This window comes from Pandoraea sp. ISTKB (assembly GCF_001721285.1).
In the GTDB taxonomy this organism is placed as follows: Bacteria; Pseudomonadota; Gammaproteobacteria; order Burkholderiales; family Burkholderiaceae; genus Pandoraea; species Pandoraea capi.
Map to the genome: position 1 here is coordinate 17,428 of NZ_MAOS01000051.1, position 26,942 is coordinate 44,369.

At 63.3% G+C, this 26,942-nt stretch carries 22 protein-coding genes; 12 read left to right on the forward strand and 10 right to left on the reverse strand.

The annotated features are described in order from the left end of the window. Window positions 1-144 precede the first annotated feature (144 nt). Genes A9762_RS19925 through A9762_RS19935 form a run of 3 tightly spaced genes read left to right on the forward strand, consistent with a single transcriptional unit; the run spans window position 145 to window position 5,073 of the window. Complete coding sequence (locus tag A9762_RS19925; RefSeq protein WP_069343757.1) at window positions 145-1,968, forward strand: hypothetical protein; 1,824 nt, start codon at window positions 145-147, stop codon at window positions 1,966-1,968. Continuing rightward, window positions 1,931-3,688, forward strand: a complete 1,758-nt coding sequence (locus tag A9762_RS19930; RefSeq protein WP_139133305.1) for a hypothetical protein — start codon at window positions 1,931-1,933, stop codon at window positions 3,686-3,688. The genes A9762_RS19925 and A9762_RS19930 overlap by 38 nt, the downstream gene beginning before the upstream one ends. Next, the gene (locus A9762_RS19935) at window positions 3,685-5,073 is read left to right on the forward strand and encodes a hypothetical protein (protein ID WP_069343759.1); all 1,389 of its coding nucleotides are present in this window, start codon (window positions 3,685-3,687) and stop codon (window positions 5,071-5,073) included. The genes A9762_RS19930 and A9762_RS19935 overlap by 4 nt, the downstream gene beginning before the upstream one ends. Here the strand turns inward: A9762_RS19935 and A9762_RS19940 are convergent. From A9762_RS19940 to cphA (A9762_RS19950), 3 genes are all read right to left on the reverse strand, one after another. Then, on the reverse strand, window positions 5,054-5,470 hold the full coding sequence (locus A9762_RS19940) for a RidA family protein (protein WP_069343760.1): 417 nt from the start codon (window positions 5,468-5,470) through the stop codon (window positions 5,054-5,056). The two genes, A9762_RS19935 and A9762_RS19940, sit on opposite strands and share 20 nt — an antisense overlap. Before the next feature lie 133 nt (window positions 5,471-5,603). Continuing rightward, window positions 5,604-8,183, reverse strand: coding sequence for a cyanophycin synthetase (gene cphA / locus A9762_RS19945; RefSeq protein ID WP_069343761.1), 2,580 nt, complete (start codon window positions 8,181-8,183; stop codon window positions 5,604-5,606). Between the two features lie 162 nt (window positions 8,184-8,345). Beyond that, window positions 8,346-10,979 (reverse strand): cyanophycin synthetase, encoded by a 2,634-nt coding sequence (gene cphA / locus A9762_RS19950; RefSeq protein WP_069343762.1) that lies wholly within the window; start codon window positions 10,977-10,979, stop codon window positions 8,346-8,348. Window positions 10,980-11,276: 297 nt separating this feature from the next. Between cphA (A9762_RS19950) and A9762_RS19955 the strand changes: the two genes are divergently transcribed. The 3 genes from A9762_RS19955 (at window position 11,277) to A9762_RS19965 (ending at window position 15,186) form a co-directional block, all read left to right on the forward strand. After that, window positions 11,277-13,682 (forward strand): ABC transporter ATP-binding protein, encoded by a 2,406-nt coding sequence (locus A9762_RS19955; protein WP_069343763.1) that lies wholly within the window; start codon window positions 11,277-11,279, stop codon window positions 13,680-13,682. Window positions 13,683-13,712: 30 nt separating this feature from the next. Beyond that, on the forward strand, window positions 13,713-14,180 hold the full coding sequence (locus A9762_RS19960) for a DUF1854 domain-containing protein (protein ID WP_069343764.1): 468 nt from the start codon (window positions 13,713-13,715) through the stop codon (window positions 14,178-14,180). 97 nt (window positions 14,181-14,277) lie between these two features. Then, entirely contained in the window at window positions 14,278-15,186 is a 909-nt protein-coding gene (locus A9762_RS19965; protein WP_069343779.1) for a recombination-associated protein RdgC, read from the forward strand. Window positions 15,187-15,329: 143 nt separating this feature from the next. Here A9762_RS19965 and A9762_RS19970 read toward each other — a convergent pair whose 3' ends face one another. Next, window positions 15,330-16,040 carry an SDR family oxidoreductase gene (locus A9762_RS19970; RefSeq protein ID WP_069343765.1) on the reverse strand — a complete coding sequence of 237 codons (711 nt, stop codon included), beginning with the start codon at window positions 16,038-16,040 and terminating at the stop codon, window positions 15,330-15,332. A 261-nt stretch (window positions 16,041-16,301) separates the two neighbouring features. Here A9762_RS19970 and A9762_RS19980 point away from each other — a divergent pair, with 261 nt between their 5' ends. After that, entirely contained in the window at window positions 16,302-16,916 is a 615-nt protein-coding gene (locus A9762_RS19980; RefSeq protein WP_069343767.1) for a TetR/AcrR family transcriptional regulator, read from the forward strand. A gap of 74 nt (window positions 16,917-16,990) precedes the next feature. Here the strand turns inward: A9762_RS19980 and A9762_RS19985 are convergent, their stop codons facing one another. Continuing rightward, entirely contained in the window at window positions 16,991-17,896 is a 906-nt protein-coding gene (locus tag A9762_RS19985; protein ID WP_069343768.1) for a LysR family transcriptional regulator, read from the reverse strand. Between the two features lie 157 nt (window positions 17,897-18,053). Here A9762_RS19985 and A9762_RS19990 point away from each other — a divergent pair, with 157 nt between their 5' ends. Together A9762_RS19990 and A9762_RS28955 are read left to right on the forward strand one after the other, a co-directional pair. Then, window positions 18,054-18,767, forward strand: a complete 714-nt coding sequence (locus A9762_RS19990; RefSeq protein WP_069343769.1) for an SDR family oxidoreductase — start codon at window positions 18,054-18,056, stop codon at window positions 18,765-18,767. A 198-nt stretch (window positions 18,768-18,965) separates the two neighbouring features. Next, on the forward strand, window positions 18,966-19,115 hold the full coding sequence (locus tag A9762_RS28955) for a hypothetical protein (protein ID WP_170836285.1): 150 nt from the start codon (window positions 18,966-18,968) through the stop codon (window positions 19,113-19,115). Between the two features lie 124 nt (window positions 19,116-19,239). Here A9762_RS28955 and A9762_RS19995 read toward each other — a convergent pair whose 3' ends face one another. Beyond that, the gene (locus A9762_RS19995; protein ID WP_044456015.1) at window positions 19,240-19,428 is read right to left on the reverse strand and encodes a hypothetical protein; all 189 of its coding nucleotides are present in this window, start codon (window positions 19,426-19,428) and stop codon (window positions 19,240-19,242) included. Between the two features lie 352 nt (window positions 19,429-19,780). Here A9762_RS19995 and minC point away from each other — a divergent pair, with 352 nt between their 5' ends. From minC to minE, 3 genes are read left to right on the forward strand one after another with little or no spacing between them, the layout of a single operon-like run. Beyond that, complete coding sequence (gene minC, locus A9762_RS20000; protein WP_069343770.1) at window positions 19,781-20,551, forward strand: septum site-determining protein MinC; 771 nt, start codon at window positions 19,781-19,783, stop codon at window positions 20,549-20,551. A 43-nt stretch (window positions 20,552-20,594) separates the two neighbouring features. Next, window positions 20,595-21,410 carry a septum site-determining protein MinD gene (minD, locus tag A9762_RS20005; protein WP_069343771.1) on the forward strand — a complete coding sequence of 272 codons (816 nt, stop codon included), beginning with the start codon at window positions 20,595-20,597 and terminating at the stop codon, window positions 21,408-21,410. Window positions 21,411-21,419: 9 nt separating this feature from the next. Beyond that, on the forward strand, window positions 21,420-21,674 hold the full coding sequence (gene minE, locus A9762_RS20010; RefSeq protein WP_010808102.1) for a cell division topological specificity factor MinE: 255 nt from the start codon (window positions 21,420-21,422) through the stop codon (window positions 21,672-21,674). 142 nt (window positions 21,675-21,816) lie between these two features. Here minE and A9762_RS20015 read toward each other — a convergent pair whose 3' ends face one another. The 4 genes from A9762_RS20015 to A9762_RS20030 form a co-directional block, all read right to left on the reverse strand. Next, complete coding sequence (locus A9762_RS20015) at window positions 21,817-22,857, reverse strand: DUF1571 domain-containing protein (protein WP_083254125.1); 1,041 nt, start codon at window positions 22,855-22,857, stop codon at window positions 21,817-21,819. Between the two features lie 4 nt (window positions 22,858-22,861). Then, window positions 22,862-24,604, reverse strand: a complete 1,743-nt coding sequence (locus tag A9762_RS20020) for an AMP-binding protein (protein ID WP_069343773.1) — start codon at window positions 24,602-24,604, stop codon at window positions 22,862-22,864. Between the two features lie 68 nt (window positions 24,605-24,672). Then, window positions 24,673-25,992 carry an acetyl-CoA C-acetyltransferase gene (locus A9762_RS20025; RefSeq protein ID WP_069343774.1) on the reverse strand — a complete coding sequence of 440 codons (1,320 nt, stop codon included), beginning with the start codon at window positions 25,990-25,992 and terminating at the stop codon, window positions 24,673-24,675. Continuing rightward, window positions 25,989-26,942 (reverse strand): MaoC/PaaZ C-terminal domain-containing protein, encoded by a 954-nt coding sequence (locus A9762_RS20030; protein ID WP_069343775.1) that lies wholly within the window; start codon window positions 26,940-26,942, stop codon window positions 25,989-25,991. The genes A9762_RS20025 and A9762_RS20030 overlap by 4 nt, the downstream gene beginning before the upstream one ends.

The following is a 26,942-nucleotide window of genomic DNA, read 5'->3' on the forward strand; positions in this document are numbered from 1 at the left end:
GCATCTTCGTCCCCGTCCCTCCTGAAACTGGCAGCCTGAGCGATTTGTGCACGCCTGTGACGCAGCGCGGTGGGACACTGCTCGCTATCCATTGCGTCGACCTTGTCGCGCAATGGCCGTGAATGGACGACGCGGAGGCAGGCAATGGTTTGGGAAGTCATTCGTCCTTGGGTGAGTGCGTGTTTTCCGGCTTGGCGGGAATGCAAGCCGGAACCGTCGCTGGACGTCGCGATACAAGAGTTCGACGCGGTATTGCAGCAGTGTTCCGCCGGGTCTCATGAAATAGATCGCGCGATCGAGCGGCTTCAGAAGGTTGCTGCGCGCGCCGACAACTGGCGCGTGATCAGCGCCGCTTTCAAGGAAGGTACGGATCGGAAATCCATGGTCGCGAAGCTCGTCAGGAGCCATCTCGTGACATGCGACGTCGGCATGAAGCATGCATTACGCGTCGCGGACATCAAGACGCTGGGCGACGAGGCGACGATTATGCTTCACGCGCTGACACCGAGCGCACGTGCCGAAATACTGGATCGATGGTCGGCGCCCGAGCATGCCTCTTTGATGATGACGCCGAGCGGTCTGGTGGCGATGGACATTCCGGGGACGGCTTTTCGTTGCCCGGTGATGGACGGATGTATTTCCCCTAACGGTCTGGGTCTGACGCAGCGCGAGGCGACACAGTTTCTGCTCGCACGTCTTGACGATCGGCAGACGTCAACCACGGTGTTGGACGCGTTGCCAGAGGTGGCGCCTCGGCAGCGTTACGTCGTAGGTAATCTTTTGGCGAAGGTGATGGGGGCGAATGGAAGTCCCCTGTCAGAGGTCGATCGGGACGCACTTTATGGCGTTGCGGTGATCGTGCACGATGCACTCAAAGGAAGGAACGATGTCCCTGTTTCGCTTGGTGATCGATTTTCCAGGTTTTTCGCAATAAGCGGCGATCATGCGCGCGCGGCGGAAGCACACGACACTGTGGCGGCATTTCGTCTGCAACTTGCGAGGAACGAGGCGGGGCTCTCGAAAAAAGTGCCAGAGACGCTTCGCGATGCGCATTGGGAACGGGCGATATTCAATGCCACATTGTCCGCGGCTCGACTCTCGACGGCAGCGTTGCATCTGGCATGCCTCGAAACTAACAAGCCGGAAGAAATACGGTCATGCCTGGCGACCGCGAGACGTTTTCGCGACGCCGGCGATGCGGCATACGCCTTGGCGTATTACGCGCGCGCCGCACAGACGTCGGCGCTGACGAACGCCTTCGGTGAGGTCGAAAAGATCCTCGACGAGGCTCGCGGTGAGGTGCGCGGCGATTACGAGGGGCTGTGCATGACCTACGAGCGATGCGCGAAGACGTTCGAGGCATGCGGGTATCCGTTTGCGGCGGCGTTGCTCCATATGCTGGCCGTCGACTATGTGACAAAGCTACGCGCGCAGGGTGTCGACGAGGCAATCACGATGCCTCTCGCGACACACCACCGAAGCTGTGCGCAGGAATGCTTTGCGCGTGCCAATCGGAAGGCGGGGCCAGAGGACATCGGCAGCTTGCTGGCGTTCACCGCGGGTCCGTTGTGGGGCAAATTGATATCGCCCGATGGGGTGGTCGGACAGACCGCCATTATCAGGTTCAGCGAAGCCTGCGACGCCATTACCTGCAACCCTTTTGATGTCGAACCAGACTCGCGCTGGGTGCTGATGCATGGCGGTACGCAGACGACCGGCCGCGAGCTCTACGACTTTGTCACCGAAGGCACCATGCGCGCACTGATTGCGTCCGGGACCCGGCATCCCTGCCATAACCGTGCTTATCAGCGGTCGGATTTCGTCAGAGGTCTGAAGGTCGTGAACATGCTTTACACCGCCGGCAGGCAATCACAGGACGCAGAGCGGGCGTTGCGCTCGGACGTGATCCAACAGGAGCAGGAGTCGATCGATGATGACAGCAGTATCCGAGGCAATGGGGTGTCCTGACGTCAGGCCTCCGGTGGACGTCTCGCCACACGGTGACTTGCACGATCTGCGACCGGCGATACGAATCGTCGAGGAAGCGGCGAATGTCGTTTTCCCCGGTGCAGCGGAGCTGGATCACGCCATGGGGCGGCTCACATTGAAGATAGTCACGCCGGAGGGTAAGCAAACTGTTGCCCAATGGTTCGGTGCCAATCAGGACGATACCGATACGGCGGGCGTCCTGGTGCGGAGCCACCTCGCAACGTTCCCTAACGGCTTTGCTCATCTAGTACGCAAGCAGACGATTCATCGGGTCGCCGACGATGCCGCACGGCTGCTGAAGATCCTGTCGCCACATACGCGCGCGGCCATGATTCAGCGTTGGTCGATGCCCGGCGACCGATCCCTGCACGTGAGCGCAGACCACTGCATTGTTGCCGACATCCCGGACAGCGGCTTTCGCTGCCTGCTCATCGGCAAGGCCGTCGGTGAGAGTGGCCTGCATCTCACGCAGGAGGAAGCGGTGCAACTGATGCACGCTCGTCCAGCGGGCGCCGATGACGGCCGCACCGTACTCGACATGCTTCCGGCGTTGACGACGCATCATCCGCAGACGACCGCGCATCTGCTACGCGCGCTTATCGATACCAATGGACGTATGCCGTCGACATTGAATGCCGATGCGCTTCACGCGCTTGCCATTTCGGTGTTCGAGGCGCTGCGGCACGATGGACGGCGCACCGTGTTCTGCGAGGCCTTTGCCCGATACTTCGGCGAGATGGAAGATTACCGGCGTGCCGCCGACGTGCGTGCCGAGATGGCGGTGCATCGTAAGCGTGATTTGCCGGGTGACGTCTATGGAATCTCCCGTTTTACAAACAGTGGGCATGACACGGCGGCGGACGTGCGACGTCACGCTGAGATATGCATCGCAAATGAGCACGCGTTGGCGGCTCACTACTATGCGCGTTGTGGTGAGTTGGCGTTGGCGGCAAAACAGCATTTCAAGGCCGCGCAACGCCGAGCGGCCGCGAGGGAACCGGCGCTTGCCGAGCACGCATGTACGCGTGGTCTCACGAACCTTCACCAACTCGCAGGCGTCGCGCGCTATTCCGAAGTCGCACCGGTGCTTCGTGAAGCGTTCGACGCCATCGCCATCAGTAGTGGCCGTATAAGTGCGACCGGCACGCAGTGTGCCACGGCGTTTGCTGCCAGAGGGCGCGACTTAAGCGCCGCAATGACGCACTATCTGACGGCCGAGCGTCTGCCGCAGATTCATGAAGCGAATCTCGTCGAGGATGCAGATGCGTTGGCGAAAGTGCGCGATTTCCATGTCTCCGAGACCTGGCGGTACTGCACGCGTGCCCGCTTCGACCCGGATCGGGCTGATGTTCCGGCAGCGATGCGCTCAGCCATTGCATCCCATCTAGGCAAAATGAACGGCATGACCGCGCTTGCCGGGCCGGACTACACCATCGAATTTGGGGACATCATCGGCCCGAACGCGACGCTGCCGTTCGATGGCGATCCCAAAGTGCATTGGCTACTGCTGGAAACGGCACGCGGTGCGAAGGGGCAGCCCGTCTATCAGCTAGTCAACACGATCAGACGCCGCGAAATGCTGGGCAAGGCGCATCGGCACCCGATGCTGGGGCGGGCGTTGACGAGCGCAGACTTCATCGGCGAGGTCGAGGCGCTCGAATTGCTGCAATTGCTTCAGCCGGGGAGGAGAGCGCGATGATGTCGACACCTGTCGGACGTGCGCCCATTCCCGTGACGCCGGATCTCGGCACGGGTATCGGCGAAACGCCATTGGCGGCGGCGATGCGCCGGTTTGAAGCGGATGCGGGGGCCGCCTGCGCGGGTTCGGAGGCCATGCTCATCGCTACGGCCTTCCTTGAGATGGAAGTCTTCAAGCCTCATATCTGGCAGGATCTTGCGCCCTGTTTCAAGGACGATGTCAACGTGCCGGAGACGGTGAAGTTGCTGGTGCAATGTCATCTTGCGATTTCCCGCGAAGGCTTGCTGCATGTTCTGGGGCAGCGCCCGACGCTAGACGTGGCGGACAAGGCCGCCGCCCGTCTGCTGGCCTCGCTGAAGCCACATGTTCGCGATGCCATGGTGGTGAACTGGCTGAACGTCGACGCGACCGGCCTGCATGCCATGTCGACGGGGCTGATCGCCGTGCAGATTCCGGGGACGGTGTTTCGCTGCCCGCTCATCGGTCGGACGTTCGCCAAGGATGGCCTCAACCTGACGCAGCACGAAGCAACGAGTCTTCTGCAATCGAATTTCGAAGGGGCATCGTCGCGGACGTTGCTCGAAGCATTCGCCGATACCACGACACACTATTTCGGGATGAGCGCGTTTCTGTTCGGTCTGGCCGTTGGCGTTGACGGCAGCGTGATGTCGGGGCTGGACAAAAACCATGCCTGTGCGTTGGCCGGAAGCTTGTTGGCCGCGCTCGCGGGTGACCGAAACAGTGTCACGCTGCGCGTGCCGCTAGCCCGCTTTTTTGGGGCATTGGGCGAGTACAGGATTGCGGCGGAACTCCACGAGCAGGCGGCGCAGATCGCCGAAAGGCGCGATGCGGAGACGGCGCTTTGCCTTGTGATGCTCCCGGCGGCGGCTCGTGAAGAACAGATCAGGATTCAGCGTGGCATGCAACTGCGAATCGGCGCGAACCGGGCGTGGTCAGGCGTGTATCGGGAGAAGACCGGTGAACTGCATGACTCTGCGATGCACATGTTCAAGGCGTCGTATCACCTATACCTCGCCGGAGAAGCCAAAGCCGGCGCGGTGCGAGCTGCGGCGCAGGCGCAGCTCCTGCGTCTTGCCCTGAGCGCAGACGTTGCGCAGGTCTACGAGGTGCTCGTCGATGCCGCGCGTGCATTCGGACCGAATTACCCGGGGATCAGCGCACTCTGCAAACAATGTGCCGACGTCTTCGAGCAGCGGGGGTTTCCGGCAGACGCCGCGGTGATCCACAAATTTGCCTTCGAACAGCTCTATCAAATGGGGATGAGGTACGACCGGGGTATCGACATCGAGGCATTGACTGCCATCAGTGCCGATCATCAATCGAATGCCACGCGGTTGCTGGGCGTTACCCGAAACGTTCTGTGAGGCCATCGCGCGAGATCGCCACACACTTGATCTCGACCAGCAATCCGGGATGTGCCAGCTCGGACACGCCGATGCATGTCCAGGCGCAGGTTCCGCGAGGGAAACGCCGGTCTTTGACGGTGCGGAATATCGGCATGTGGCGTGACATGTCGACGTGGTAAGTGGTCATGTCGACGACGTCGTCGAACGTGCAGCCAGCGGCGGTAAGCACGGTTTGCAGGTTGTCCCAGCAAGCCTCGAATTGCGCTTCGGGGTCGTGGATGACGGTCATGTCGGGGGTGCGTCCGACCTGGCCCGCGCAAAACACGGTGGCGCCGGCACGAACGGCTGGCACGTAGCCGGCGCGCTCGACAATGGCAGCCATGGATGGCGGAATGATGTACTGACGATCGGTCATAAGGTCGGGCCCTGAAGTCGAGGGCCCGACTATATACCGTGCCGGCAGCGTTGAGGCGCTACCCTTTGTCGCATCCGGGGGCGGAGGCACGTCGACAATCCCCGGGAGCCGGTGAGGCTCCCGGAGAGCAGGCTCAGCGGGCGCCGGCCTCGGCAACTCGCTGTGCGATGTGCGCCAGCGCTTCGTCGACCTGGTCGATGAGGATCAGGCAAAGATCGCCCGGTTGCAGGCGGGCCAGTGCGGTATCGATGGCGACGAACTCGCCATTGATCTCGTCGACGTGGCTCGTGCGACGCGCGCCCACCAGACCTTCTTGCAGCAAGCGGATCACTTCTCCGTCTTCGCGTCCGCGCTGGCACTGGTCCTGATAGAGCAGCACGTCGTCGAAGGCGTCGCCGAGGATCTCCGTCTGACGACGGATATCTTCGTCGCGGCGATCGCCCGCGCCCGAAATCACCACCGAACGGCGGCGGGCAGGCATCGTCTCCACCGCCTGCGTGAGCGCGGCGATGGCATCCGGGTTGTGACCGTAGTCGGCAATCAGCGTCGCGCCCTTGTAATCGAAGACGTTGAAGCGCCCCGGTGCAGTGCCTGCGTCGTTCACAAAGGTCACCAGTCCGGCACGGATCGTCACCGGATCGATCTTCAATGCCCAGGCCGCGCCGATGGCGGCCATGGCGTTCTCGACCTGGAAGCCGATGGTGCCGTTGCGCGTGAGCGGAATGGCGGCGAGCGCGTAACGTGTTTCTTCGCTGCCGTGCGACGTCACGATGTGAGCCCCGTCGACATAGACCACACGCTTGCCCTTGGCGCGATGCGTGGCGAGCACCGGATGCGCGGCGTCCACGGCGAAGTAGGTGACGTCGCCCGGGCAGGCGTCTGCCATGCGCGCGACCATCGGATCGGCCGCATTGAGCACCGCCATGCCGCGCGGCGCCACGTTGCGCACGATCACGCTCTTGAGCACCGCCAGATCTTCCACCGTGTTGATGTACGACAGCCCAAGGTGGTCGCCCATGCCGATGTTGGTCACCACGGCGACGTCGCAACGGTCGTAGGCGAGGCCCTCGCGCAGCAGACCGCCGCGTGCGGTTTCGAACACGGCCGCGTCCACGTCGGGGTGCATCAGCACGTTGCGCGCGCTACGCGGGCCGCTGCAATCGCCAGTGTCGATGCGCTGACCGCTGATGTAGATACCATCCGTGCCGGTCATGCCGACACGCAGCCCTTGCTGGGCGATGAGGTGAGCGATCAGGCGCACGGTCGTCGTCTTGCCGTTCGTGCCCGAGACGGCCACGAGCGGAATACGGCCGTCGTCACCGTCTTCGAACATGGTCGAGACGATGGCTTCGCCCACCGCACGACCCTTGCCGTACGACGGCTGAAGGTGCATGCGAAGGCCCGGCGCGGCATTGACTTCCACAATGCCGCCGGCCTGATCTTCGAACGGTTTGATGACCGTTTCGCACACGGCGTCGACACCGGCGATATCAAGCCCGACCTGCTGCGCGGCCGCGACGGCGCGTGCAGCAATTTCCGGATGGACGTCGTCGGTGACGTCGGTTGCCGTGCCGCCGGTCGACAGGTTGGCGTTGTTGCGCAGCACGATGCGTGCCCCGGCGTCCGGTACCGAGTCGGCGTTCAGGCCCTGTTTGGCCAGCGTGGCAAGCGCGATGTCGTCGAAACGAATCTTGGTCAGCGACGTGGCATGGCCTTCGCCGCGACGCGGGTCGGCGTTCACGGCGTCGACCAGTTGGCGCACGGTATGCACGCCGTCACCGGTGACCTGCGGCGGATCGCGGCGCGCGGCGGCGACCAGCTTGTTGCCGATGACCAGCAGACGGAAGTCGTGGCCCGGAATGTAGCGCTCGATGATGACGTCGCGGCTGATGTCCTGCGCGGCTTCGAAGGCTTTCTCGATTTCTTCGCGCGTGCGCAGACGCACGGCGACACCCTTGCCCTGATTGCCGTCGCGCGGCTTGACCACGACCGGTGCGTCGATCTCCTGCACCAGCTTCCACGCGTCTTCGATATCGCGCACCGTGCCGCCAAGCGGCACCGGCACCCCGGCGGCGTGCAGCAGCGTCTTGGTCAGGTCCTTGTCCTGTGCGATCGATTCGGCCACGGCCGAGGTGCGGTCGGTCTCGGCTGCCTGAATGCGGCGCTGCTTGCTGCCCCAGCCGAACTGCACCATCGAGCCTTCGGTCAGGCGACGGTACGGAATGCCGCGAGCGACGGCGGCGTACACGATCGAGCCGGTCGACGGGCCGAGACGGACGTCTTCATCCAGATCGCGCAAGCGATAGAGGGCGTCGGCCAGATCGAACGGGCCGTCTTCGAGCGCGGCATGGATCAGTTGCTGCGCCAGATCGAAGGCGAGACGTCCGACCGGCTCTTCGCTGTATTGCACGACGACCTGAAAGGTGCCCGGCTCGATGGTCTGTGTCGTATGGCTGAAGGTCACCGGGCAGCCGGCGGCGGCTTGCAGGTGCAGCGCCGTGGTGGCGAGCGCGTCGGCCAGCGACACCGGACGCTCCTCGGCGTCGGGCGTGAGCGCGGGCAGCTCGGGGAAGCGGGCGCGCAGACGAGCTTCGAAACCGGCCAGATTGCCGATCGAGTATTCCAGATCGGTGCACGTCACGATCGCCTCGATGGCGGTGTGACGGCTCCAGAGGTTCGGCCCGCGCAGCGCGCGGATACGGGAGACTTCCATAAATTGCAATCCCTGTCTGTCCACTTCGCGTCCCTATATGGCAAATGGTTGGCGAGAAAAACGGCTGTGGCTTGGATATTCGGTGGCTATCTATATAGAGACGGCGGCAGCAGGAAATCCTGTCGGCCGCCGCTCATCATGCATTCGACGCGTCCGGCGTCCTCAGGCGGCCAGCGCCCGCATCGGCTGCCCCATCCACAGATGCACGAGATCGAGCATCGCGGCGGCGCCGCCTTCGTCGGCCTGCAACACGAGCAGGTCGCCGCTGGCGAGCTGGGCCAAGGCGGTTTCGGCGGCGGCGCGGCGCTCGCCGGCATCCGTCACCTGAACCTTGCGGCCGGCGGTGTCGATGCCCGCACGCAACTGGGCGCGCGACTCGGCCGACTCACGCTTGCGCGCAATGCTCAGGTCGTCGCACAGCACCACGCTGTCGAACGTCTGTCCGAGCAGCTTGCCTTCGGCCTGAAGGTCTTCGTCCATGCGGTCGGCGCCGGGGCCGTACACCACCGTGCGGCGCTCTGCCGGCAGGGTGGCGAGGGCGGCAGCCAGTGCATTCAGGGCCGGTGCGTTGTGGGCGTCGTCGACGATGACCGTCGCGCCTTGCTTTTCGAACAGGGTGAAGCGACCCGGGGCATCGACCTGACCGACGTCGAACGTCGTCACGCCGGTGCGCAGAACGTCCAGCGCCACGCCCATCGACCAGGCGGCGGCCACGGCGGCCAGCACGTTCTCGACCTGGAAGCCGACACGGCCGGCATAGGTCAGGGGCATGTTGGCGGTGGCGCCGATGTCGGTTTCTTCCGAGCCGGTCGCGAGAATCACCTGCCCGTTGCGCACGAACACCGCGCGCTTGCCTTCGGCACGATGCGCGACGATGGCCGGCAGTTGCTCGTCCAGTCCGAAGAAGATCACGTCGCCGTCGCACAGCTCGGCCATTTCCACGACCAGCGGATCGCGGGCGTTCAGCACGGCCACGCCGTCGGGCAGCACGACGTCCACTTGCGTACGCATCACGCTGAACATGCGGTCGACGTCTTCGACGAAATACTGACCCAGATGGTCCGGACGATCGATGTTCGTCACGATGCCGACCTGGCAGCGGTCGTAGGCGAGGCCTTCGGACAGAATGGCGGTGTTGTCGTTCTCGAAGACGGCGGCGGTCACGCCGGCGTTCATCAGGACACGGTTCGCGGCGTCCCAGTTGGCGCGGTCGCCGCCTTGCACCAGACGCTTGTCGAGGAACAGGCCGTCGCTGCAAGCCAGGCCGGTATGCTCGCCCGCCAGTTGCAGCAGGTGCGTGAGCAGGCGGGCCGTCACGGTCTTGCCGTTCGTGCCGGTGATGCCGACGACCGGAATACGACCGGCGTCGCCGTCGGGGAACAGGTGATCGACGATGGCGCGGCCGACCGGACGGGGGGCGCCGTCGGCAGGCTTCAGGTGCATCAGCAGGCCCGGACCGGCGTTGACTTCGACGATGGCGCCGCGTTGTTCTGCGAGCGGGCGCGAGATGTCTTCCGCCACCAGATCGACACCGGCGATGTCCAGACCGACGATGCGCGCGGCCAGCGACGCATGCGCGGCTACGCTCGGGTGTACGCGATCGGTCACGTCGAAAGCGACGTTGCCGTTGCGCTGGATCAGCACGTTCTTGCCTTCGGGCGGCACGGAATCGGCGTCGAAGCCCTGACGCTTCAGTTCCAGACGGGCCGACGAGTCGATGCGCACGCGGTTGAGCGGCTGGTCTTCCGCACTGCCGCGACGCGGATCGTTATTGATTTGCAGCTCGATGAGTTCGGAGACGGTGTGTTGCCCGTCGCCCACGACGGAGGCCATTTCGCCCATCGCGGCGGCCACGACACGCCCGCCCACGACCAGCAGACGGTGCTCCAGACCCGGCACGAAGCGCTCGACGATCACGCCGTTGCCTTCTTCGAGCGCCACGCCGAACGCCGTGGTGACTTCGTCTCGCGTGGTGAGATTGATGAATACGCCACGGCCATGGTTGCCGTCGTACGGCTTGACGACCACGGGCAGGCCGATGTCTTCTGCGGCTTCCCAGGCGTCTTCGGCGCTATCGACCAGACGGCCTTCCGGCACCGGCACACCGCACGATTCGAGCAGTTGCTTGGTCAGATCCTTGTCGCGCGAAATGCTCTCGGCGATGGCGGGCGTGCGGTCGGTCTCGGCGGTCCAGATGCGGCGGGCGGCAGCGCCGTAGCCCAGTTGCACCAGATTGCCGTCGGACAGACGCAGATGCGGGATGTCACGGTCGTCGGCGGCGTCGACGATGCACGCCGTGCTCGGGCCGAGGCAGTGTTTGTCGACCAGGCCGCGAAGGTCTTCCACGGCGGCCTCGACGTCGTAAGGACGGTCTTCGATGGCGGCCATGACCAGATCGCGGGCCGCGAACAGCGCCGCACGGGTCACGTCTTCATGCCAGGCGCGCACGATCACCTTGTAGACGCCCGAGATCGGGGTTTCGCGTGCCTTGCCAAAGCCGCCGGGCATGCCGGCGAGATTCTGGAGCTCAAGCGTGACGTGCTCGAGAATGTGGCCGGGCCACGTACCTTCGCGCAGGCGCTGGAGGAAACCGCCGCGCTCGCCGATGCTGCAACGATGCTCAATGAGGGTGGGCAGCCACTCGGACAGCCGCTCGGGGAATCCCGGGATCTTGTTGGACGGGAACTCTTCCAGTTCGCCGATATCGACCCATGCCTCAAGCACCGGCCGATATGTCCACATATTCGGTCCGCGCAGCGACAGGACATCGAAAATCTCAATGTCTTTCTTTTTCATCTAAGGCTTTTATTCACGCGTCAGGGCTGGTACGGGAAAGCCGGCGAGGCCGGTTTCAGGCGGCACAGCCGGTCGCGCTTTTACAGTTAACTGGATGCTTAACGCAAAAAATCCGTAAACGGTTGACAGTCGCAACAATATTTCGATGTTGCACCGTGTCATGCGGGAACTCCGTGCCGCAAAAAGCGTCGCTGTGGTTATACTTGCGGCAATTTTGCGGACCTGACAGGGAAAGTCCGCGTCGATTTTTCTCCGATTGCTCGATGTCCGCCCCTTGAGGACACGTCTGCCGCATCAATGACCGACACCTCCGCTTCAGCGGCGTCACCCGCCGCCACATCGACAGATCCTTCCGCCGCCGCGCCTTCGGCAGCTACGCCGGCCCGCAATGCCGCCGCTGAACCCTGGTACCTCGATCTTTCCGCCCAACTGGCCGATGGCGAGACCGTGCTCGCGTGGCTTACCGTCGATCTGGACGCGCAATTGCACTTCGCCCAGGGCGTGGTCGTCGCGACCGATCGCCGTGTCCTTGCACGTGAGGCGCGCCGCGACACGCCGTCGGGCGCCTGGCAGGCATGGCCGTACCGTGCGGATCTGACGCTGACGCACACGGACCACGCGGGCGTGGGCTCGCTGGAGCTGTGCGACGCAAGCAAGAAGCTCGCGAACTGGCGCTATACGCTGGGTCACAATCCGGCGGCGCTCACGTTGATGGATACGATCGTGCGCCAGCGCGACGCGCGGGTCGCCGGTCACGCTGCGAGCCACGAGCCGGAGGAGGTGGGCGTTTGCCCCATTTGTCAGGCGGAACTGCCCTCGGGGGCCGAAGAGTGCCCGCAATGCAACCCGGAAACAGAAGCCCCGCCGTCGACATGGGCATTGCTCAGATTGTGGCGCTTCGCCCGTCCGTATCGCTTCCAGTTATTGTCCGGTTTCCTGCTCACGCTTTGTGCCACGGGCGCCACGCTGATCCCGCCGTATCTGACGATGCCGCTCATGGACAACGTGCTGATCCCGTTCCAGAACGGCAAACCGATCGATTACCACCTGGTGGGAATGTATCTGTCGGGGTTGCTGGGGGCCGGGCTGGTCGCCTGGGTGCTTGGCTGGGCGCGTACGTACTTGCTCGCCAAGGTATCGGAGCGGATCGGCGCCGATCTGCGCACGGCCACGTATTCCCATCTGCTGCGCCTCTCGCTGGAGTACTTCGGCGGCAAGCGCACGGGGGATCTGATGGCGCGCATCGGGTCGGAAAGCGACCGCATCTGCGTCTTCCTTTCCCTGCATTTGCTGGACTTCGCGACCGACGTGCTGATGATCGTGATGACGGCGATCATTCTCGTGTCGATCAACCCCTGGCTGGCGGTCGTGACGCTGGTGCCGCTGCCGTTCATCGCCTGGCTGATCCATCTGGTGCGTGACCGGTTGCGCCATGGCTTCGAGAAGGTCGACCGTATCTGGTCGGAAATCACGAACGTGCTGGCCGATACGATTCCGGGCATTCGCGTGGTCAAGGCGTTTGCGCAGGAGAATCGCGAGGTGGCGCGCTTCAAGGAAGCGAACCGTCATAACCTCGTCGTCAACGATCGGGTGAACAAGGTCTGGTCGCTGTTCTCGCCGACCGTTACCTTCCTGACGGAAGTCGGGTTGCTGGTCGTCTGGATCTTCGGTATCTGGCAGGTCTCGAAGCATGAGATCACCGTGGGTGTGCTCGCCGCGTTCCTGACGTACATCAGCCGCTTCTATACGCGTCTCGATTCGATGAGTCGCATCGTCTCGGTCACCCAGAAGGCTGCCGCCGGCGCCAAGCGCATCTTCGATATTCTCGATCACGTCTCGAACGTGCCGGAGCCGGTCAATCCGGTGCATCTGAAGGAAGTGAAGGGCGCGATCGACCTGCGCGACATCGGCTTCCGTTACGGCAACCGCGCGGTGATCCGGGGGATGGATCTGCGCATCGCGCCGGGCGAGATGATCGGTCTGGTCGGGCACAGCGGCTCGGGCAAGAGCACGCTGGTGAACCTGATCTGCCGCTTCTACGATGTGGCCGAAGGCTCGATCCAGATCGATGGTGTGGACATTCGCGCGCTGCCGGTCTCGGACTTCCGTCGCAACGTCGGTCTGGTGTTGCAGGAGCCGTTCCTGTTCTTCGGCACGATTGCGGACAACATCGCCTACGGCAAACCCGAAGCCACGCGCGCCGAGATCGTGGCTGCCGCGCGTGCCGCGCATGCGCATGAGTTCATTCTGCGTCTGCCGCATGGCTACGATTCGCTTGTCGGCGAGCGGGGTCAGGCGCTCTCGGGTGGCGAGCGTCAACGGATTTCGATTGCCCGCGCGTTGCTGATCGATCCGAGAATTCTGATTCTGGACGAAGCGACGTCGTCGGTGGATACGGCCACGGAGAAGGAAATTCAGAAGGCGCTGGACAACCTCGTCAAGGGTCGTACGACGATTGCCATTGCCCACCGTCTCTCGACGCTGCGCAAGGCCGACCGTCTCGTGGTGCTCGATCGCGGCAAGATCGTCGAGGTGGGCAATCACGACGAACTGATCGCGCGCGAAGGCGCTTACTACAAGCTTTATCAGGCGCAGCAGCGCAACGTCGACACGGATATCGACGCAGTCGTCGAGTCGGCCGAAGCCGCCGCCACGGTGGCTGCGGTCACGGCCGCGCCGGCGCAGCCGCTCTCCGTCAACTGATCGTCAACCGAACCGTTCGCGAAGCCATTTATGCAGATCGATTTCACCCTCTCGCGCAACGCCTTCGGACGTCTGGTGCTGACCGACGCCGAGGGCGTCGCCCATGAAGGCGTCGTGCCCGTGCGCGCCTTCCCGATTGCCGCGCCGGACGAAGGACTCGCGCTCGTGAGCACGGAAGGCCGCGAACTGGTCTGGCTGGACTCGCTCGACCGACTTCCGGCGGACATGCGCGCGCTGGTGCGCGACGAGCTGGCGGCGCGTGAATTCATGCCGGAGGTACTGTGCATCAAGGGCGTGTCGACGTTCGCGACGCCGAGCACCTGGACCGTCGAGACGAATCGCGGCGAGGTATCGTTCGTGCTGCGCGGCGAAGAGGACATCCGGCGTCTGGGTGGGCAGACGTTGCTCATCACCGACAACCACGGCATTCACTTCCTGATTCGCGATTCAGCCGCGCTGGATAAGCCCAGCCGCAAGATTCTCGACCGTTTCCTCTGACGTCTTCCGAAGGCTTCTTGCACGATTCGGGTTACCGCACTTCGCCGTACCTCCCGGCGCTGGTAAAATCCATGCTTTTGATTTTGCGGTGATGCCGATGTGGTTCAAGAATCTTCAGTTGCACCGAATTCCTGCCGGTTGGTCCATGAGCGTCGCGCAAATGGAAGAGGCGCTGGAAAAGCACGCCTTCCGTGAGGGCGGCAGCCTCGAAATGCAGGTGCAGGGCTGGGCGCCGCCGCGTGATGGCGGCGAACTCGTGCACAGCATCAATCGTCAGTTCCTGCTGGCCTATCGCGCCGAAAAGAAGCTATTGCCGACGACCGTCGTCAATCAGGTGACGCGCGCCAAGGCCGCCGAACTCGAAGAGCAGCAAGGCTTCAAGCCGGGCCGCAAGCAGATGCGCGAGCTCAAGGAGCAAGTCACCGACGAACTGCTGCCGCGCGCGTTCGGCATTCGCCGCGATACGCGCGTGTGGATCGATCCGGTGAACCGCTGGCTGGTGATCGATGCCGCGTCGCCTGCGAAGGCCGACGAAGTGCGCAGCCTGCTGCTCAAGACGCTCGACATCATTCTCGAGAACGTGGAACTGAACGAGGCGCCGGTCGCCGTGATGACCTCGTGGCTCGCCGGTAACGATGCACCCGCCGGGTTCACCGTCGATCAGGACGTGGAACTGCGCTCGAACACCGATGAGAAGGCCGCCGTGCGCTACGTGGCGCACCCGCTCGACGGTGCAGACGTGCGTCAGCACATCGAAGCCGGCAAGCGCTGCACCAAGCTGGCGATGACGTGGAACGACCGCATCTCGTTCGTGCTGACCGACGCGTTCATCATCAAGCGCGTGACGCCGCTCGATATCATCAAGGACGCCGCCGATCCGACGGCCGAAGGCGAAGCCGAGAAGTTCGACGCCGACGTTGCGCTAATGACCGGTGAACTCGCCCGCATGCTCGACGATCTGGTCGAAGCCGTGGGGGGTGAACGCCAGATGGACAAGGCGGCATAACGTCATTGACGTCTCTGACGCTTCGCCGGAACCGGTAGCCGAGGCTGGACAGGCGACAGGTTCCGACGACACCAACGCCGCGGTGCCCCGTTTTCCATGGGGCACCGCGGCGTTTTTTCATCCGGCGCGCAATGCCGCCGAGATCACGATTGCGTGGACGGATCGATCAGGTAGACGCCTTGCGTCAGCGCCTGTTTGACCGCGCGCGTCTTCTCGTCGACGCTGACTTCGAGTTCACCCGCCTCGATGGCCGCGTAGGCCTGACGCACGACGTCCGAGGGTGCGGTTTTCTCCACGTCGAAGCCGCTCGTGAGATCGGTATCGATGTAACCCGCGTGCAGACCCACGACCTGCGTGTTTTGCTTGCGAAGCTCATGACGCACGCCGTTGGTCAGTGACCATGCGGCCGACTTCGTAATCGAGTATTCGGGGATCACGGGCGAATTGACCCAGCTCACGATGGACAGCACGTTGAGCAGCGCGCCGCCGCCGTTGCGGCCCAGAACCGGGGCGAATGCCTGCGTCATGGCCAGCACCCCGAACAGGTTGGTTTCCAGCGTCTTGCGCAGCAAATCAGCAGAACCCGGGCGCGTGAGCCCTTCGGAGGCGCTGGCGATACCGGCGTTGTTGATGAGCAGGGTGACATCGCCCGCGAGTTCGGCCGCAGCAGCCACGTCCTGCGCGTTGTTGACGTCGAGCTTGACGGGGATCACGCCCGGCAGCGTCACCTTCGACGGATCGCGCGATCCGGCATAGACCTTCTTGGCGCCAAGCGCCAGCGCCTGTTTGGCGAACTCCAGTCCCAGACCACGGTTCGCACCGGTGACGAATACGACGGCATTTTCGATCTTCATTTCACTGCTCCAACAAGGTAGGTAGGCCGAACGGGCCGTAGCAACGGCAGGTGAATTCGGTTACAGTTCATGACAATGGTGGTCGCCATCGTCAGCTTGGGTGGATTGTGCAAATTGCGCGGGCACTTGTCAATGGTGATCGACATTGTCTTTTTTGATGATGCCGATAGTGGCGATTGGGTATGGGTTGGGGACGTCGACGCGTCGGGCAGGTGCCGGGCACGCCTCGTCGCCCTGGCCGCTAGCGGCTAAGGAGCAGAAATGGGCATTTCACGGGAACAGGCAGCGGAGAATCGGGAGGCGATCGTCAGTGCGGCCGACCGGCTATTCCGCGAACGCGGTGTCGATGCCGTCGGGCTGACGGCGTTGATGAAGGAGGCCGGATTCACGCAAGGCGGCTTCTACAACCACTTCAAGTCGAAAGACGCGCTTGTCGCTGCCGTGATGGCGCGGGCGATGGCGGCCAACGAGGACTTGCTGGCACAGAGCCAGGCGGCGACGGCGTCGGGCGGGAAACCGAAGACTAGCGTCGACAAGTATCTGTCGACGGCGCATCGGGACGACGTGGCATGCGGTTGCCCGATGGCGGGCTTTGCCGGGGATGTGCCGCGTATCGGCGATGAAGCACAGGCCTGTTACGCGAAGGGACTCGCAGACTCGCTCGAACACATGACGGCGGCCGGCGTCGCGCAAGGGCTGACGCGGGAGCAGGCGTACCAGCGCGCCATGGCGCGATTCGCGCAGATGGTGGGTTCGCTGGTGCTCTCGCGGGCGGTGGTCGGTGCCGATCCCGCGCTATCGGAAGCGTTGCTGAGCGCGGGGCGTGAGGCCGTGATGGCAGCCGATGCACGCGGTGCGAATGGGGAGACGCGGTAAGCGAGGTCAGGGTGGGGAGAGCGGAAATATGGCCGATTCCCACGGCTGAAGCGCCGTCGATGGCGACGGGCGCGTCAGTGTTGAGGCCAGCGCCATGTCGCTCGCAACCGGTCTCGCAGGAAGTCGACGAACAGGCGCGTTCGCGGCGCAAGGTGGCGGCTGTGCGGGTACACGGCATGCAGTGGTGCCGCCGGGATCCGGAGCGCCGGCAGCACGCGGGTAAGACGACCGGCCTGAATGTCGTCGCCGACGTCCCAGATCGATTTCTGCGCGATGCCTGCCCCATGCAGCGCGAGTTCATGGGCCGTGTCGCCATCGTCGACGACATAGGTGTCGGGCACCTGAACGCGCAACGTTTCGGATTGCGAGACAAATCGCCAGTCGCCATGTGGAGCGTTGCCAAAGAGAATGCAGTCGTGATGCCGCAAGTCGCCCACGTCGTCCGGGGTACCGCGCAGCGCCAGATAACCGGGGGATGCGACGAGCACCCGATAGTTCGGCGCCAGTTCCTGTGCGACGAGGCTTGAGTCGGGCAGGGTGCCCACGCGAATGGCGACGTCGATGGGATGGGCGAGGAGATCGACCCACAGGTCGCTCAGCGACAGATGCACCTTCACATCGGGATGCCGTTCGCGAAATGCGACGAGCAATGGCGTCAGATGACGACGCCCGAACGCACGCGGGGCGCTGATCCGCAGCACGCCGCCAACGGTGCCCGCCTGGCTCGTCATCAACCGTTCGGTCTCGGCGATCTCCGCCAGAATCCGCTGGCAACACGCGTGGAAGACTTGTCCCTCCTCGGTGAGCGCCTGCTTGCGCGTGGTGCGGTTGAGCAGGCGCACGCCGAGCCGCTGCTCCAGCAGTCCGAGGCGTTTGCTGACGACCGCCAGCGACAGTCCCAGCTCACGGGCCGCGCCCGACATGCTGCCCGTCGTGACGACGCGGTCGAAGAGGGTGAGATCCAGCGTCTGTTCAATCATCGTGGTGCGATTCTCAATGTGGCGAAGAGAGTCATTCTGTTTTTCTGGGGATTATCGTCTTCTAGGATGAGGATCACAATAAGCCCATGCCATCACCGAGGGTTCGGTGGTGGCGCGGTTTCCCCCTCATGCTTCGTTCTCATTCTGGAGTCACACCATGTTCAATTTCGAAGGTCAGCGCGTGCTCGTGATCGGCGGCAGTTCCGGTATCGGCCGTGCAGCGGCGCAAGCGTTTGCCAAGGCAGGCGCGGCCGTCACGATCGCTTCGCGCAGTCAGGCAAAGCTCGACGACGCGCTCGCGACTATCGGCAATACTGCCCGTGCCGTGGTACTCGATACCGGCGACGCGGCGGCCGTCGAACGATTCTTTGCCGAGCATGCGCCGTGGCAGCATGTCGTGATTTCCGCCGCACAAACGCCCACCGGACAGGTGCGCAAGTTGTCGCTGGAAGACGCGCACGCCGCATTCGACAGCAAGTTCTGGGGGACGTATCACGTTGCCAGGTTTGCGCGCATCGAAGACGGCGGTTCGCTCACGCTGACCTCGGGTTACCTGAGCGTACGACCCAATACGTCGTCGGTCGTGCAGGGTGCGATCAACGCCGCCGTCGAAGCGCTAGGGCGCGGGCTGGCGCTCGAAATCTCGCCGGTGCGTGTCAACACGGTATCGCCGGGACTGACGGTCACACCGTTGTGGGACAAACTGCCCGAGGCGGATCGGGAGGCGATGTATCTCAATGCAGCGCAACGGCTTCCGGCGCGTCGGGTGGTGGCGGCCGAGGACGTGGCGAATACGATTCTCTATCTCGCCGGCACGCCGAGCGCGACGGGCTCAACGGTGCTCATCGACGCTGGCGGTGCGATCGCCTGACGTCCCGTCGAAGCGCTCTGCCAAGCCGTGGAAAGGCCGGAGGATGCTGCATTGCGGCATCTTCCGGGGCCTGATCTTGCGTACATTTTTCCGTCACGCAAACGCGGTATACCCGAATCACTTTCGGGTACCTATTTCGATAGGGATTGCCTAGAATGAAATCGTGCCATCCCGCCATATCGAAGTTAGGAGGCCGCTATGCTTACAGGGAGCTTGATTGGGATGTTTGTGATCGCGCTGGTCGTCGGTGCAGCGGTGGCCTGGCTGGCAGATCGCAACTGGTGCAAGGAGCACCCGGCGGCACGCCATACCTGGCGTCGCCACCGTCGTGATGTCCGGCACGGCTGAACCGTGCCGACGGTCGGGGGGCGTTTCTGGGAAAGGATTTCGGAAAACGTTCAGGACCAATGAAAAGCCCGCCTTCCGGCGGGCTTTTTTGCGACTAAAGACACCTTAACAACTGGCTGGGCGCTCAGGCAACGGCCTGAAGGAAGTACTTGCCCTGGACGGTCAGACGCGGCGACTTCTTCCCCGCTTCCAACTCTTCCCACTCGATCAGTTTGCTCTCGAGCAACGATTCGAGGTCCGGGCGATCCAGCTCCACTTGCTCCGGAGCTTCCTTGACCAGCATCAGGGTGGCAAATTCATGATGACTCAGCATCTTCGTCTCCCGGTTTGCGGTTCCACAGGGGGGTCCCTCGTCAGGGACTTTAAGGATAGGTCACGAAAAAGACGCTTGCGCGACAAAATTCGTATTTTCGATGCTGCTGTGCAGCACTTCTCGTGGTGGACTTTCCCACGCACAGGATAGGCCGTGGTGATGACATTGGCATGTCAATCGTCTAGCATTTCGCAACGCATCTAACGTATACAAAATGCAGTGTCATATTGCGATGCAGCAATGACGATTTTTAGGCAATTTGCGGTGATGCCCTGCTTATTAGCGGTTTGCTGGGGCCGAAGGGACGGTAGAATGGCCCAATTTGCCAGCAATTCGCGCACACCAACCTGACATGCCGCAAAAGAAAACGCCGTACTTCGAGTTACGCAGCGGTGCCGTAGATACCCTGCATTTCGTTGTCAAGACGCCTGAACTGGATACCTTGCGCACCGAGTTGGCGCAACGTTTCGAAGCGACCCCGGAGTTTTTTGCTGGCGACACGGTCGCCATCGACGTACGGCGTCTGGCCGGTGACGAACGCGTGGCCGTGCCCGCGTTGGCCGAAATGCTGGCCGAATTCCGCATGAAGCCGATCGGCGTGGTCGCCAACACCGAGCAAACCGATTGGGCGGTGGTGGGCGGTTTGCCGCGACTGGACAGTCAGGAGCGTCACGAGCGCCGTGCACCGCGTGCGAGCCGCGAGGGGCGCGAGGGCGAAGGCGCGCCCGAAACGGCCGTCGAGTCAGCCCAGACAGCGCCGACGCCGGTCGTAGCCGAGGCCTCCGTAATTCCGTCGACCATCATCGACAAACCGCTGCGTTCGGGCCAGCAGGTCTATGCGAAGGGCGATCTGATCATCCTCGATCTTGTCAGTTATGGGGCCGAGGTGATCGCGGAAGGTAATATTCACATTTACGCGCCGCTGCGGGGGCGGGCACTGGCAGGTGTGAAGGGCAAGCTCGATGCGCGCATCTTCTGTACCTGTCTGGAGCCCGAGCTGATTTCCATCGCCGGGATTTACCGAACTGGCGAATATGCGCTGCCGCCTGACGTGCAGGGGCGGTCGGTGCAGGTGCGGCTGGTAGACGACAAACTGATTTTCGAGCCCCTCGGGCTCAAATGATTCGTAGCTAATTTCATCCTCAAGTTTGGGAAGGCATCGACAGATGGCAAAAGTGATTGTGGTGACCTCTGGCAAGGGTGGTGTCGGCAAGACGACGACCAGCGCCAGCTTTTCCGCCGGCCTCGCCTTGCAGGGGCACAAGACGGCAGTCATCGATTTCGACGTCGGCCTGCGCAATCTCGATCTGATCATGGGTTGCGAGCGCCGCGTGGTGTACGACCTGATCAACGTGATTCAGGGCGAAGCGAACCTCAATCAGGCGCTCATCAAGGACAAGTCCTGCGAGAACCTGTTCATCCTGCCCGCCTCGCAAACGCGTGATAAAGATGCGCTCACGCAAGCTGGCGTCGAAAAGGTCATCAAGGACCTCGCCGACATGGGCTTTGAATACATCGTGTGCGATTCGCCGGCCGGTATCGAGTCGGGTGCGCTGCTCGCGATGCATTTCGCCGACGAGGCGCTCGTGGTGACGAACCCCGAAGTGTCGTCGGTGCGCGATTCGGACCGCATTCTGGGCATTCTGTCGTCGAAGACGAAGCGTGCCATCGAAGGCAGCGAGCCGATCAAGGAGCATCTGCTCATTACCCGTTACAACCCGAAGCGTGTGAACGACGGTCAGATGCTGTCGCTGGAAGACATTCAGGAAATTCTGCGAATCAAGCTCATCGGCGTGATTCCGGAGTCGGAGTCGGTGCTCCATGCCTCGAACCAGGGTACGCCCGCCATCCATCTGGACGGCACGGACGTGGCCGACGCGTATCGCGACGTGGTGAGCCGATTCAAGGGCGAAGACAAGCCCATGCGCTTTACCGACTATCAAAAGCCGGGCCTGTTGCAGCGCATTTTCGGCTCGAAGTAAGGAGCGCCCATGTCCTTCCTGTCTTTCCTCCTGGGGGAGAAGAAAAAGACCGCCGCCGTTGCCAAAGAGCGCCTGCAAATCATTCTGGCGCACGAACGCGCGGGCTCGTCGCCGCCGGCCGATTACCTGCCGGCACTGCAACGCGAGCTGGTCGCCGTCATCTCCAAGTACGTGAAAATCGCGCAAGACGACATCAAGGTCAGCGTCGAGCATCAGGACAACCTGGAAGTGCTCGAAGTGAAGATCGAACTGCCGCAGACCTGAACGGTTAGCGATGTCGGCAGGCGCTGCATGGCGCCGCCGGCGGGTAGTCGCCGGATGTGCGAATACGCGAAAGCCCGCCACCCTGGAGAAAGGGTGGCGGGCTTTCGTCGTCGCTTTTCCTCTCAGTGTGCCGCCGCGCCGCTCAGAACTTGTAGTCGGGGTTTTTCGGATCGAAGGTCGCGTCTGTCCACTGTTCCTTGCGAACTTTCTCGAAGCGCATTTCCTCGGTCTTCTGACCGGAGGCATCCCACGCCTCGATACCGCGCGGCCTGCCTGTCTTCAGGTCCAGCAGCAAGCGCGACTTGTTGGCGTAATGCTGCGGCGGCCCGGAGGGCGCATTCCACTCCAGCGCCAGCAAGCGAACACCATTCACTTCGGAAACCGATATTTTGGCGGGCTTCCCGCTGAGTCCCGCTGCCCGGAAGCTCCTACCGTCGTGTGCAATCTGTTCCGCGATGAAGCCGAAGCCCAGATCGCGCACGGTGTGGTTCGACTGTGAGCGTGCGAGTGTGCCGTCGATACTGCTCCAGATCGACGTAAAGCCCAGAATGCCGCCAAGATGGCCGTACATTTCCTTCGGCCGCTTCGTCTCGTCGTAAAGGATCTCCTGACCCGCATGGGCGCCATCGGGCAGCCATTTCGCGTACACCTGCAACGGGTTTTCGCGAATCTTCACGAGCATGCGATCGGGCGTGGTCTGCCACTGGTCGTTGATGCGTTCGTGGCGTGTCAGTTCGTATTGATACTCGGGCAGGGCGGCGGACTCGGCCTTCAGGAAACGCACGAGGGCGTCCGGTGCGATGGCTTGCACATACGCGACGATCTGGTCGTCGCGCATCTTCGCCAACTCACCGGTCTTGATCGTTCGCGAGAGCCACTGTGTTTGTGCGGCGACGGGCAGGGCGGCCAGTTTGGCGACGTCGGCGTCTGCACTGGCGGCACCGGCAACATTGGCAGACGCGCTGACGGGGCTCTCCGCTGAGGTCGCTGAGGCCGCAGGAGGGGCGGCGCTGGTCTGAGCGACGGCAGGCGACGCCGCCACCGTACCCAGCGCACACACAACACCGGCAACGAGCGCCGTCGGCATCAGCGCAAGCGTCAGCGCCATGCGACCGAGGTCGCGTGCGCCGTGGCCGACGCGACAAACCTGACGACGCCCAAGTGAAGCAGAGTGGCGGGGCATCGCGTTACCTCCCCGCAAACGGCGTCGACGCGGCCGAGGTCGGCGCAGGATCGCGAAGTTCGCGCCGCAGGATCTTGCCGACGGTCGTCTTGGGCAACTCGCCCTGCCGGAACTCGATGATGCGCGGCACCTTGTAGCCGGTCAGATGCTTGCGACAGTGTGTCGCCAGGTCCTCGGGGCTCAGCAGCGGATCCTTCGCGACGACCACGAGTTTCACGCGCTCGCCCGCCACCGGATCGGGCACGCCCACGACCGCAGCCTCGCGCACCCCCGGGTGAAGCATCACCACGTCCTCGATCTCGTTCGGATAAACGTTGAAACCCGAGACGAGAATCATGTCCTTCTTGCGATCGATCAGCCGCACATAGCCGTGCTCGTCCATGATGCCGATGTCGCCCGTGAGCAGCCAGCCATCGGCGTCGAACGTCTTTGCCGTCTCCTCAGGACGATTCCAGTAGCCGCTCATGACCTGCGGGCCTCGAACGCACAGCTCACCCGGCTCGCCGATGTCGGCCCAGGTGCCGTCGTCGCGCTTGAAACGCACGTCGGTCGACGGTGCGGGCAGACCGATGGAGCCGGTGAAGTCGAAAGCGTCCATGTGTGCGATATCGACCGGATTCATCGTGACGATCGGGGAGCATTCGGTCAGGCCATAGCCTTCGATGATCGGCTTGCCCGTAACCTGTTTCCAGCGCTCGGCAATCGCGCGCTGGGTCGCCATGCCGCCCGCAAGCGAGAGCTTCAGTTTTGAGAAGTCGCGCGCACAGAAATCCGGGTTGTCGAGCAGACCGTTGAACAGTGTGTTCACCCCCGTCACACCCGTAAAGGTTTCGTTGCGAATGATGTACACGACCTTTTTCACGTCGCGCGGATTCGCAATCAGGATGTTGCGTCCGCCGAGGCTCATGAAGACGAGGCAGTTCAGCGTGAGCGAAAGAATGTGATACATCGGCAGCAACGACAGATTCACTTCGATATCGCCATCGAGCTGATCGGCGGCCCACGCCTCGGTCTGCAACAGGTTCGCCAGCACGTTGCCGTGCGAAAGCATGGCGCCTTTGGCAACGCCGGTGGTGCCGCCTGTGTATTGGAGGAAGGCGAGGTCTTCGCGGACGAGCGGCACCGGTGCGGCTTTCAGGGCAGCACCTTCGGTCAGCGCGCGGCGCAGCGGGATCGCTTGGGGAAGATCGTAGGCCGGCACCTGTTTGGCGATGTGGCGCATGAGGAAGTTGACCGCACGCCCCTTGGCGTTGATGCCCGGGCCCAGCAAATCGCCGATCTGCGTGACGAGTACGTTGCGTACTGGCGTGCCGTCGATCGCATCCTGCAAGGTCTTCGCGAAGTTTTCGAAGACGACGATGGTCTGCGCGCCGCTGTCGTTCAACTGATGCTTCAGCTCGCGGGCCGTGTACAGCGGGTTGACGTTGACGACCACGGCGCCGGCGATGAGGGTGCCGAACAGGCAGATCGGATACTGGAAGCAGTTGGGCATCATGAGCGCGACGCGCTCGCCCTTTTTCACGCCTTGCGCCTGTAGCCACGCAGCGAACGCGTACGCCTGACGGGACACTTCGGCGTAACTGATTTCACTGCCGAGGCTCACGAACGCAATGCGCTCGCGATACTTCCCGATCCATTCGTCGAAGGCCTGCACGAGCGACGTGTAGCGATTCACGTCGATGTCGGCGGGAACGCCGGGAGGATAGGCGTTGAGCCACACACGTTCCTGCTGGACGGCTTGATCCATCGTTGTCTCCTTTGATATGTCTACACGTTTTTTTATCGTCGCAATCGTTGTTATGGTTGTTATGGTTGTTATCGTTCCAGCATGGCCACCACGCCCTGACCGCCGGCGGCGCAGATGGAGATGAGGCCGCGTCCGCCACCGCGTTGCGCGAGCAGCTTGGCGAGCGTGGCGAGAATGCGCCCGCCGGTCGCTGCGAACGGGTGGCCGCAGGCGAGCGAGCTGCCGTTCACATTGAGACGCTGACGGTCGATACTGCCCAGCGGCGCGGCCAGTCCGAGCTTGTCGCGGCAGTACGTGGGGTCTTCCCAGGCTTTCAACGTGCACAGCACCTGCGCTGCGAACGCCTCGTGAATCTCGTAGAAATCGAAGTCCTGCAACGTGAGTCCGGCCTGCGCCAGCATGCGCGGCACCGCGTAGGCGGGGGCCATCAGCAGCCCTTCGCGTTGCGACTCGTCGGCATTGAAGAAGTCGACGGCAGCCGTCTGCGAGTACGTCAGATAGGCGAGCACCGGCAAGTCGTGGGCCTTCGCCCAGTCCTCGCTCGCGAGGAGGACACACGACGCGCCGTCGGTCAGCGGGGTCGAGTTGCCCGCCGTGAGCGTGCCTGTCGCGCTGCGATCGAAGACCGGCTTGAGGCTCGCGAGCTTTTCGAGCGTCAGTTCGGGGCGCAGGTTGTTGTCGCGTTGCAGGCCCCGGAACGGCGTCATCAGATCGAGGAAAAAGCCACGGTCATAGGCTTGCGCCAGATGCTCGTGGCTGGCGAGCGTGAGTTCGTCCTGTGCGGCGCGCTCGATCGCCCAGCGCTTGGCCATCAACTCGCAATGCTCGCCCATCGACAGGCCCGTGCGCGGCTCGCCATTGCGTGGCAACGCCGGGCTGAACAGCATGCCCGGACGCACCTTCGCCAGCGCGCCGAGCTTGCCGCCCGTGCTGCGCTGACGGTTCGCTTCAAGCAGGATCTTGCGAAGCTTTTCGTTGACGCCGATGGGGGCGTCCGATGCCGTGTCGACACCGCCAGCGATGGCCACGTCGATCTGCCCGAGGGCGATCTTGTTGCCGGTGAGGATGGCCGTCTCCAACCCTGTGCCGCAGGCTTGCTGCACGTCGTAGGCGGGCGTTTGCGCGGCGAGCGTGGTCGACAGCACGGACTCTCGCGTGAGATTGAAGTCGCGGGCGTGCTTGAGGACTGCGCCTGCGGCGACTTCGCCCAGCGTCTGACCATGCAGATCGAAGCGGTCGACGAGGCCCTGAATCGCGGCCGTGAGCATGTCCTGATTCGATGCGGTGGCGTAGGCCGTGTTCGAGCGTGCAAACGGAATGCGATTGCCGCCAAGAATAGCGACGCGGCGCAGTGCAGGGGCGGGCGCGGTAGGTTTGAAGGCGCTCATGTCAGGTCCGTCAGGTTCGTCAGATCCGGGGTGGCGGCAGTTGCCGAGGGGGCATGGGTTTGCCAGCGTCCGCGCAGATGCGGGACAGTGCCCGCAGCGTCGCGCAGTTCGAAGCGTTCAGCGTCTGCGGCGCGCCAGAAAGTGACGTCGCCGGGGAGCAGCACTGGCGTCTTGAATTCCACAAGGAGATCGAGGTCGACGGCGTCGGGCGGCAACACGGCTGCGAGTGTTCTCGCGAAGCTCCACATGCCGTGGATGATCGGCCTCGGAAAGCCGAACAGCTTCGCCGTGAGCGGCCACAGATGGATCGGGTTGTAGTCGCCCGAGATGCGCGCGTACTGGCGGCCGAGGTCCGCCGGGACCGGCCACGCGGCGTCTCGGGTCAGCGTGTCGTGCGCACTGAGTTCGGATCGATAAGGCACGCCGAGCGGGTTGTGAACGCCGGTCCTCAGGTACAGACTCTCGCCCGTCCACACGACACGGTTGTCCCGTCGCGCCGTGGTGACGACGGTGAACACCTGCCCCTTGTCATGCGCGTAAAGCGGGCCGCAGCGCACGTCGAGCGTCAGACGGTCGCCGACGGCGAGCGCGGCATGCTGCCGGATGCGATTGGCCAGATGGACCATGCCGAGCATGGCGAACGGAAAGGCGCGGTCCGTCATGAGCAGCATATGCAGCGGGAACGCCAGCAGATGCGGCCAGGTGGGCGGTACACCGCCTGCCTCACGAAAGCCGCACAGACGTGCGTAGCGGGCGATGTCGTCGGCATCGAGCGGCACGTTGCGGCGCTCGAAAGCCAGCAAGGGCATCGGCTGCGCCCGCGAGGATTTGCGCGACGATAGCAGCGCGCGCAGATACAGGTGCAGTGGCGAGGGCAGATAGGTGACTTGTGTCACTCGCTGGACGGGGACGACGTCGATGTCGGGGCGGTCGGCTCGGTCATTGGGCAT